1 protein-coding gene is annotated in these 2,309 nt (G+C 65.5%); it reads left to right on the forward strand.

All coding sequences use genetic code 11. From position 1 onward, the window contains the following. Nucleotides 1–2,271, forward strand: a 2,271-nt coding sequence (locus ACPGXI_RS11780; protein WP_526653020.1) for a methionine synthase, incomplete at its 5' end; no start/stop codon positions are given. Nucleotides 2,272–2,309: the final 38 nt, after the last annotated feature.

Here is a 2,309-nt window from a genome sequence, read left to right on the forward strand (position 1 = left end):
TTCGACGAGCAGGGGCAAGCCGACACGCTCGAGCGCAAGGTCGAGATCGTCACGCGCGCGCACCGCATCCTCACCGAGGAGGTCGGCTTCGCCGAAGAGGACATCATCTTCGACCCGAACTGCTTCGCGCTGGCGACCGGTATCGAGGAGCACGCGACATACGGGATCGACTTCATCGAGGCCTGCGGCTGGATCAAGGAGAACCTTCCCGGGGTGCACATCTCCGGCGGCATCTCCAACGTGTCGTTCTCGTTCCGGGGCAACAACCCGGTCCGCGAGGCGATCCATGCGGTGTTCCTGTTCCACGCCATCAAGGCCGGCCTGGACATGGGCATCGTCAACGCCGGTGCGCTGGTGCCCTACGACTCGATCGACGCCGAGTTGCGGGACCGGATAGAGGACGTCGTGCTGAACCGGCGCGCGGACGCCGCCGAGAGGCTCTTGGAGATCGCTGAACGGTTCAACAGCGCCGCGAAGTCGGAGGACCCGAAAGCGGCCGAGTGGCGCAGCCTCCCGGTCCGCGAACGGATCACCCACGCCCTGGTCAAAGGCATCGACGCCGACGTCGATGCCGACACTGAGGAATTACGATCCGAGATCGCCGCCGCCGGTGGGCGGCCGATCGAGGTGATCGAGGGCCCGCTGATGGACGGCATGAACGTCGTCGGCGACCTCTTCGGCGCGGGCAAGATGTTCCTGCCGCAGGTGGTGAAGTCGGCCCGGGTGATGAAGAAGGCGGTGGCCTACCTGCTGCCCTACATCGAGGCGGAAAAGGAAGAGTTGGGCGCCGAGGCCGTGGAATCCACCAACGGCACGATCGTGATGGCGACGGTGAAGGGCGATGTCCACGACATCGGTAAGAACATCGTCGGGGTTGTTCTGCAGTGCAACAACTACAGGGTGATCGACCTCGGTGTGATGGTGCCCGCGAGCAAGATTTTGGACGCGGCAAAGGAGCACAACGCCGACATCATCGGGTTGTCCGGCCTGATCACCCCCTCCCTGGACGAGATGGTCAACTTCGCCGTCGAGATGGAGCGTCAGGGGTTGCAGATCCCGCTCCTGATCGGTGGGGCGACGACCTCACGCGCACACACGGCGGTGAAGGTGTCGCCGCGACGTAGCGGTCCGGTGGTCTGGGTCAAAGACGCTTCCCGCTCGGTGCCGGTCGCTGCTGCGCTTCTCGACGACAAGCAGCGCCCAGCCCTGCTGGAGGCCACCGAGACCGATTACGCAGCCCTGCGCGAACGGCACGCCCAGAAGAGCGAGCGGCCGATGCTCACGCTGGAGAAGGCCCGCGCGAACCGGACGCCGATCGAGTGGGACGGCTACACGCCGCCGGTGCCCGCCCAGGGTCTCGGCGTGCGGGAGTTTCTTGACTACGACCTCGCCGAACTGCGTGAATACATCGACTGGCAGCCGTTCTTCAACGCTTGGGAGCTGAAGGGCAGGTTCCCCGACATCCTCAACAACCCGGTCTCGGGCGAGACCGCCCGCAAGCTGTACGACGACGCCCAGGAGATGCTCGACACCCTGATCAAGGAGAAGTGGCTGACCGCCAACGGGGTGATCGGCTTTTTCCCGGCCAACGCCGAACCCGGCGGCGAAGACATCGAGGTCTACACCGACGAGACCCGGACCGAGGTGATGGCCACGTTGCACAACCTACGTCAGCAGGGCAAGCACCGCGACGGCATCCCGAACCGGTCGCTGGGCGACTACATCGCCCCCAAGGACACGGGTCTGGCTGACTATGTCGGCGCCTTCGCCGTCACTGCCGGCCTCGGCAGCCAGGACAAGATCGCCGAGTTCAAGGCAGCCCACGACGACTACAGCGGGATTCTGCTGGAGTCGATCGCCGACCGGCTGGCAGAGGCGTTCGCCGAGCGGATGCACCAACGGGTCCGCAAGGAGTTCTGGGGATTCCAGCAAGACGAGCAGCTGGACAACGAGGCACTCATCCGGGAGAAGTACGTGGGAATCCGCCCTGCCCCCGGCTATCCGGCTTGCCCGGAGCACACCGAGAAGGCGACGCTCTGGCAGTTGATGGACGTCGATCAGCGGACCGGTATCGAGCTGACCGAGTCGATGGCGATGTGGCCTGGTGCCGCCGTCAGCGGCTGGTACTTCTCGCACCCGCAGTCGCAGTACTTCGTAGTCGGCCGGATGGCCCAGGACCAGGTCGCCGACTACGCGACGCGAAAGGGCTGGACCCTGGTCGAAGCCGAGCGCTGGCTCGGCCCCAACCTCGGCTACAACCCCGAGGACTGAGCCCCGCAGTAGTTGGGGACGAGGCACGAGCGTCGGGA

Origin of the sequence: Mycobacterium sp. (assembly GCF_049608025.1) — a bacterium.
Classification (GTDB): Bacteria; Actinomycetota; Actinomycetes; order Mycobacteriales; family Mycobacteriaceae; genus Mycobacterium.